General features: G+C 60.7%; 14 protein-coding genes. 5 read left to right on the forward strand and 9 right to left on the reverse strand.

The window, feature by feature from the left end:
- Positions 1–6: 6 nt before the first annotated feature.
- The 4 genes from KBA48_RS17750 to KBA48_RS17765 are packed head-to-tail and all read right to left on the reverse strand — an operon-like array spanning position 7 to position 1,218.
- Positions 7–270 (reverse strand): hypothetical protein, encoded by a 264-nt coding sequence (locus KBA48_RS17750; protein WP_292908789.1) that lies wholly within the window; start codon positions 268–270, stop codon positions 7–9.
- Positions 267–530 (reverse strand): acyl carrier protein, encoded by a 264-nt coding sequence (locus KBA48_RS17755; protein ID WP_292908791.1) that lies wholly within the window; start codon positions 528–530, stop codon positions 267–269. Before KBA48_RS17755 ends, KBA48_RS17750 begins: the two co-directional genes overlap by 4 nt.
- On the reverse strand, positions 530–892 hold the full coding sequence (locus tag KBA48_RS17760; protein WP_292908793.1) for a hypothetical protein: 363 nt from the start codon (positions 890–892) through the stop codon (positions 530–532). The genes KBA48_RS17755 and KBA48_RS17760 overlap by 1 nt, the downstream gene beginning before the upstream one ends.
- Positions 892–1,218, reverse strand: coding sequence for a hypothetical protein (locus tag KBA48_RS17765; protein WP_292908795.1), 327 nt, complete (start codon positions 1,216–1,218; stop codon positions 892–894). Before KBA48_RS17765 ends, KBA48_RS17760 begins: the two co-directional genes overlap by 1 nt.
- 201 nt (positions 1,219–1,419) lie before the next feature.
- On the opposite strand from KBA48_RS17765, the gene KBA48_RS17770 reads away from it, so the two are divergent.
- A complete protein-coding gene (locus KBA48_RS17770) occupies positions 1,420–1,755 on the forward strand; it encodes a hypothetical protein (protein ID WP_292908797.1) in 336 nt (111 codons plus the stop codon).
- Here the strand turns inward: KBA48_RS17770 and KBA48_RS17775 are convergent.
- The gene (locus KBA48_RS17775; RefSeq protein WP_292908799.1) at positions 1,712–2,329 is read right to left on the reverse strand and encodes a hypothetical protein; all 618 of its coding nucleotides are present in this window, start codon (positions 2,327–2,329) and stop codon (positions 1,712–1,714) included. The two genes, KBA48_RS17770 and KBA48_RS17775, sit on opposite strands and share 44 nt — an antisense overlap.
- Positions 2,330–2,342: 13 nt before the next feature.
- Positions 2,343–2,945, reverse strand: coding sequence for a S24 family peptidase (locus KBA48_RS17780; protein ID WP_292908801.1), 603 nt, complete (start codon positions 2,943–2,945; stop codon positions 2,343–2,345).
- A gap of 96 nt (positions 2,946–3,041) precedes the next feature.
- Here KBA48_RS17780 and KBA48_RS17785 point away from each other — a divergent pair, with 96 nt between their 5' ends.
- Positions 3,042–3,266 (forward strand): helix-turn-helix transcriptional regulator, encoded by a 225-nt coding sequence (locus KBA48_RS17785; RefSeq protein WP_292908803.1) that lies wholly within the window; start codon positions 3,042–3,044, stop codon positions 3,264–3,266.
- Positions 3,267–3,469: 203 nt separating this feature from the next.
- On the opposite strand, the gene KBA48_RS17790 is transcribed toward KBA48_RS17785, so the two are convergent.
- Positions 3,470–3,658 (reverse strand): hypothetical protein, encoded by a 189-nt coding sequence (locus KBA48_RS17790; protein ID WP_292908805.1) that lies wholly within the window; start codon positions 3,656–3,658, stop codon positions 3,470–3,472.
- A 66-nt stretch (positions 3,659–3,724) separates the two neighbouring features.
- A complete protein-coding gene (locus tag KBA48_RS17795) occupies positions 3,725–3,877 on the reverse strand; it encodes a hypothetical protein (protein ID WP_292908807.1) in 153 nt (50 codons plus the stop codon).
- A 25-nt stretch (positions 3,878–3,902) separates the two neighbouring features.
- On the opposite strand from KBA48_RS17795, the gene KBA48_RS17800 reads away from it, so the two are divergent.
- Entirely contained in the window at positions 3,903–4,433 is a 531-nt protein-coding gene (locus KBA48_RS17800; protein WP_292908809.1) for a helix-turn-helix transcriptional regulator, read from the forward strand.
- Here KBA48_RS17800 and KBA48_RS17805 read toward each other — a convergent pair.
- On the reverse strand, positions 4,396–5,223 hold the full coding sequence (locus KBA48_RS17805) for a hypothetical protein (RefSeq protein WP_292908811.1): 828 nt from the start codon (positions 5,221–5,223) through the stop codon (positions 4,396–4,398). The genes KBA48_RS17800 and KBA48_RS17805 overlap by 38 nt on opposite strands.
- 83 nt (positions 5,224–5,306) lie before the next feature.
- On the opposite strand from KBA48_RS17805, the gene KBA48_RS17810 reads away from it, so the two are divergent.
- The gene (locus KBA48_RS17810) at positions 5,307–6,008 is read left to right on the forward strand and encodes an SAM-dependent DNA methyltransferase (RefSeq protein WP_292908813.1); all 702 of its coding nucleotides are present in this window, start codon (positions 5,307–5,309) and stop codon (positions 6,006–6,008) included.
- A partial coding sequence (locus tag KBA48_RS17815) for a hypothetical protein (RefSeq protein ID WP_292908815.1) occupies positions 6,005–6,235 on the forward strand: 231 nt, incomplete at its 3' end. The genes KBA48_RS17810 and KBA48_RS17815, both read left to right, overlap by 4 nt.

The raw sequence follows: 6,235 nt of genomic DNA on the forward strand, positions 1-6,235 counted from the left end.
GCCGCGTCAGGCGGCCGTGGGGGATGGCGGGTGAGGGCCGTTAGCTGGGGGCGAGGTGGAGATGCCCAGCACGATGCCCAGCACGCTGTTGCGCGTGCTTTGGGCGCAGCGGCGCAGGGAGGCGGGGCCGGGGGCGTGGGCGGTCCAGTCCAGCATCATCAGGCTGGCTTCCATCTGGTGGCTGTCGCCGCGCAGCAGGGCCGCCCGCGCGGCCTGGGCATTGCGCCAGAGGCTGTGGGCCAGGGCGTGCAGATTGGCGCCGGTACTCATGCCGCCACCTTGACGGCGCGGCGCCGGTCCACCAGTTCCGCGACCTGGGCCAGGGTCATGTCGGCGGCGTCTTCCCAATCGGCATCGGGGATGTCGATCTGAAACGCCTCCTCCAGCGCCATGGCCAGTTCGACCATGTCCAGGCTGTCCAGGTGGAAATCCTCCAGCAGCTTGGCATCCGGTGGCGGCTTGCTGTGCTGTGCGCCCAGGATGTCCAGGATCAGCGGGTCGGCGCAGATGCGGTCCAGGGTGTCGGTCATCACGCGGCCTCCCTGGGCAGGCGGTCCAGCCGCTCGATTTCCGCAACAAGCAGTGCAGCGGCGCGAACAAGCAGGTTTCGCGTATCAATCTCCCGGGTGTGGTTGCAGGGGCTTCGGCCGGCAAGTTCACGCGCAGCGGCGCTAATGGCCTTGTCGGGAGGCCCTTCGATCTGCATCCATGCGGTGAGGGTGTAAGCCGCTGCACCCATGGCAAGATCGCCATGGCAGTGATTGGCGTCATCATGGGCCGGGCCGCCCCATTTCGCATCCTGGCGGGTCCGCTCGGCGGCGATGTCCAGCAGGACGCGACTCTTGGGCGGCAGGGTGTGGTTTTCGTGGGAGGGCAACAGGTCGCTGTCCATCACGCGGCCCCCGTCACATCGATGCCGGATGCGGCCAGTTCGGCCAGGGCGGCGCGTTTGGCGGCGGGGCCGTGGCGGGTGATGGTGGCGGCGTCGAACCCGGCCAGATGCAGGTCGGCCTCCGTCGCGGCATCGCGGCTGCGGTAGGCCTCTACCAGCACCGCCGTCATGGCGGACACGACAAAGCCGGGCTTCAGGCTGGTGATGCGTACCGTGGCGCGGAAGGTGGCGCGCGGGGCAGGCAGATGGCGGCGGGCGTTGCGGCGCAGGGTGCGCGGGATCGGCCCGTCAAAGGCGGCCTCCAGGGCCAGCAATTCACAGTTCATCGGAAATCCCCTGTTCAAACGCCCGAAGGGGGTGGGGCCGGCGCGCATGTGGGGAGCGCCGGCCCCCGGTCGGGCGGTGACCGATCACGTCACCGCCTGCTCATGGGCGGCGGCTGGTGATGAGGGAATGTTCGCGATATTACGCGTTTGCGTCAAGGGGAAAATCGCGAAATATCGCGATGCGCAATCATGGAGATAGCGATGGGTATCAACGTCAGAGGGTGCGGTCCCCTTTTGGAGATGACGGATGCGGAGTCGGGGGTTGAAGTCCCGTATCAACGTCTGGCGCGTGAAATGCGGATCGTTGTGGGGAACGGTCGGGTGTCCATCGAACTGGACGCGATGGCAGAATGCCATCTGGTCGCGGATGGATTGTCGATGCGTGTCCTCTGTCCGCGCATATTGCAGATGCGGGCGGTCAAGGCCGTTCTGTTCGCCGACGGCGAAATTGTGGATTACAGTGCCTTGCCGGGGCCGATGCCGACGGGCTTCGTCAATCTTGAAGCTGTTCGTACAGCGCCTTCGCCTGGTCGATAATTTTGCCGACTGGCAAGCCGGTAACCATGCCTAGAATGTCGGGCAGGGTGCGAAGGATGGCAGTCAGCGCCCCCTTGTCCTTTGTCTGCTTGGCCGATTCCAGGGATTTGATCTGCGCATCGATCACCGCGAATTGTTGGGCGGGGATGGCCGCTGCCATGGATCTCAGGGCGGTAATCAACTCGCCAAGGGCAGCATCATTGCCGGCATCGTATTGGGAATGCTGACGGGAATGTGCGCCAGCCTGCTGGATATTGCCATGCACGGACCCATGAACAGTGACATGGTTCAGTGTCGGCGGAGTGGGCGGCGGTTCCCAGGCTACGTGATCGGCGATCTGTGATGCCCTTGAAAGGCCGAGTGAAGAGATGCCAATGGAGTTAAGTTCGCCTCTTTCCGCAAGATAACCAAGATTCAGCATGGTTATTACGACTTTTTGCATGTCACCCTTAGAGATTTGAAGGTCGCGTTTCAGCGTCTCCAAATCTACTGAATAGCCATAGTTCGACGCCCCATGCTCCGCGATATAGACCAGAACGCGGTCCACGAGATGGCGGATGGGGTCGTTGCGCATTTGGCGTCTCCTGTCAACTGGCGGGCTTTCGGCGACTTTTATCGTGGAACATGACCGGGGCCGCCCATTCGATCCGCTGGTCGATGCGCGGCGGCGCATTGATGGATTCCAGGGTCAGGACATCGGGACGGGATCCTGGCTTCACGCGTTTTATCAGTGTAGGGCCGCCATGTACCCGCACGATGCAATCCTGATACAGGCACGCATTGCGGTCAAAGGGCATGTCCCGCCGATAGATCAGGATATCGCCCGGCCAATAATCCGGGAACATGCTGTCGCCTTCGACTTCCACGGCAACCGCGTCGGTCGGGCACCCAGCCGTGGGCATATCGACTTCGTCATATGGTGCATCATCAAACGGAAATACTTCTGAGCCAGCGCCGACCTTACCCACAAGTGGAATGCCACCGGGCAGAAAATCAGTGATTTTCTTGCCGACCGAGATAGCCAGTTTTTCCAGTTGAGTGATGGTTATGCTCTTGGCGCGACCTTTGAGAAAGTCGCGCAAACCGCCCTCGCTCACGCCCGACTGAAGAGCCCAGGCGTTGACGGAAAGGGATGGGTTCGCCGACAGCTCTCGCTTGAGGCTGGCGCGGATGATTTCTGTGGCGTTCATGATCAAGATATACCGCTATTCGCGTTATTCTGCGAATGCGTTAAATCGCGAACAAGAGGCTTGACGACTTCGCGATATTTCGCGCATTCTCGCTCCATGCTGATCGACCAATCCATAGCGCGGGTCCGCGCATACAGGCAGGCCAAGGGGTGGAGCATCCTGCGGCTGGCCAAGGAAGCTGGGCTTGGGGAAAGCACCATCCGGCGGCTGGACAGCCCCGACTGGTGCCCCACCGCAGGGACCCTGCGCCAATTGGAGTCCGTCATCCCGGCGGATTTCACGCCCGTGGATACGGTCGAACAGCCCGCTGACGCCGCATAGGAGGGGAACGATAATGCCCACTGAACATTCACGGACTGCCAATCCTGGCACACGGGAGGGGGTGAGCGGCCCGAGTGACAGGACACGGCTGCGGCTTTGCATCCTGACTATTCTGGCCGGCGCGGTGGACACGGACGTTACGGCCCCGTCCTTCATCAAAGCATTGGAACAGGTGGAGGCATGGGTGACGGGGCCGGAGCCTGTCAGGCATCCGGTTCCGTCTGAATGAGTTCTTTGCCGGGCCGCCACTTCCGACGCACCAGTTCCTGTTCGATATCTGAAAAAAGTTCGACGGCATCTTCCGGGGACATATCGTCGGCATTGGCCGCCATAACCCCGCTTGCCAGCTGAGCGGCAACCAAGGATCGCAGATGGTTGGGTAACAGTGACATGTGGATGCTCCATCGGTCGGGTTGGACCTCTGATGGTAGCAGGGGCGGCGATGACGGGCGACTCTGTCATCGCCGCTTCCCCTGATTTTCCCGCGACAGGCGCAGAAGTTCCCGCGCCAAGGCGCGGGTAGCGGGAAAGGGGCTGTCGGCCAGGGCCTGGGCCCGGCGCAGCAGGTCGGCCGGGTCGGGCGGTTTGGGTGGGGTGGCGGGTCTGTCCATGCCGCCAGAATGGAGAATCTCCACAATGGAAAACACGTCAATGCAATCGGGGGATGGCAAGGGGGTCGCCAAAGTGCGGCCCACGGCCATCACATCCGACCGGATGCAGGAAGTGTTCACCGATGCCTTTCGGGTAGAGGTGGGGCGCGGCAAGGCATGGTCGCGCGAAGCCCTGGCCCAGGCGACTGGGTTCGATACGTCCAGCATCGGCAGCTGGATGAACGGGGAAGCGGTGCCCACCGCCTGGAAACTGGTGCGGTTGATGGCGGTGCTGGGGCCCGTCTTCACCAACCGCGTGTTGGTCCTGGCCGGTCAGGCCGGGGCCGATTGGGTGCTGGCGACGACGGTCAGCATTCTGGACGTCAATGCCGCCTGTTCGGCGCTGGCCGCCCAGGTCGCCGCCGACATGGCCGATGGCCAGATCGATGACGCGGAAGAAGCGGCCCTGGCCGTGCGGTTGCAGCAGGTGGTGGATCTTGGCGGCGATTACCTCGCCACCCGCCACCGCCGCACCCGCGTCAGTCTTTCGGCGCGGTTTCGGGTGGTGGGGGGGTGACATGGGTGGGCGTGTTTTTCAGTTCATTGGTGAAATCATTCATTCTACCTTCAAGATTTTTTGCAGCCACATGAATGCTGTCTGCAATCTGTATGAGCTTTTCAAACACAGTACTGAGAAAATCTTGGTGGGCTGCCTTATCATCATTAAATACTTCATTGCTGAAAATTTCGGCTGTGTCGAGCCACTTATGAAAATTCTGAATAGCAAAATGTATTCCAATAAAATAGGACATTTCCTCCTTATTCAATACTTCTTCTGCTGGATTTATGAATGGAATTTCATTTGGAGAGGATATGGACCCGCGAAGATTGTGTATTACCAAATTGATGACGCGCTCTCGGTGTTCGTAATGAATAATCTCTTTAGAATGTGTTATGGCTGTGATTATCCCTGTAATATTTGGAATAGTAACGGCGCAGTATGCCTGAATGATTTTGACACTCCTGCATCTGCGTTCGAGCATGGTTTTCTCATTTTCTCTATTAATCCTATCGTGCTCCCGAATTTGTTTATTTTTCTCACTAAGATAGACAAGCACAGCGGCCAGGATGGTACCGGCCACAACGAGTATATTGGAACCAGCTTGCAGCCAACCGGCATAGAGACCGTCATATCGCTCATTTTCACCGGGTACCGGTATCGTGATGTGCCGGGTGACTTTTTCTACTTCGCCAAAATGGATCATCTCCAGAGCGGAGAGTGCGCAAACGACAGCGGCGCTTATGAAGATTGTTGCAAAGACACCAATTTTACAGCGATGACTCTTGATAAGTTCCTTGATAGACATTCTATCCCCCATTGGTTGAACCAAGGCCAGCCTAGCGCAGGGCGCGTAGGTCGCAAGTCCCTTCCTTCTTGGAGGGTGGCGGCATGAGCCAGAACACTTCCTCCGCCGTGATGGCGCAGCGCAGGGTAGCGCCCGACAGTCTGGATTATTTCCCCACCCCGCCCTGGGGCACGCGGGCCCTGATCGAGCGGGCGGACAGCCATACGTTCCTGGGCCTGGATCAGCTGACCGTTTGGGAACCGGCCTGTGGGGAAGGGTGGATGGCCAGGCCGCTGGGTGAGTATTTCGGCCGGGTCGTGGCGACGGACTGCCATGATTACGGGTGCGGTTATCCCGTGCATGACTTCCTGATGCCGTTTCTGCCCGATGTCCTGCAGGGGCGTTCGCCGCACTGGATCATCACCAATCCGCCCTATGTGGCGGCGGAAGCCTTTGCCATGCGGGCGCTGGAAGTGGCGACCGATGGTGTGTCGCTGCTGCTGCGCACAGGCTGGCTGGAGGGGGTGGGACGGTATGAGCGCCTGTTCCGCAAGCGGCCGCCTACCCTTATTTCCCAGTTCACCGAACGGCTGCCCATGCACAAGGCGCGGGTTGATCCGGAAGGTGGGACGGCCACGGCCTATGTCTGGATCACCTGGCTGATCGGGTGGAAGGGGGAACCGATCTTTAGCTGGATCCCGCCCTGCCGCGCGCAATTGGAGCGGGACAGCGATTATCTGCTGGTCACGCCCGTGATGGCGGCGCCCGGCCCCCTGGAACAATTAATGTTGGAGGGTTCAGCATGACAGGCCTGGAACAGTTGCGTGCCGTGCTGGTGCAGCATGGGCAGGAGCGGGGATTGGGCCTGCTGGATGCAGCCATTGCCCTGTCGGGGCAGATGGGGGAACTGGTGGTTCTGCGGGCGCTGGTCGATATGGCCGCCCAAGCCGCGACCCTGTCCAGCCATGAGGCGCGGTGCGTAGTGATGGAAGGTATGGCCGATGGCGGGGTGATGATCGCCACCGCCGAACAG

This window comes from Niveispirillum sp., assembly GCF_017996735.1.
Classification (GTDB): domain Bacteria; phylum Pseudomonadota; class Alphaproteobacteria; order Azospirillales; family Azospirillaceae; genus Niveispirillum.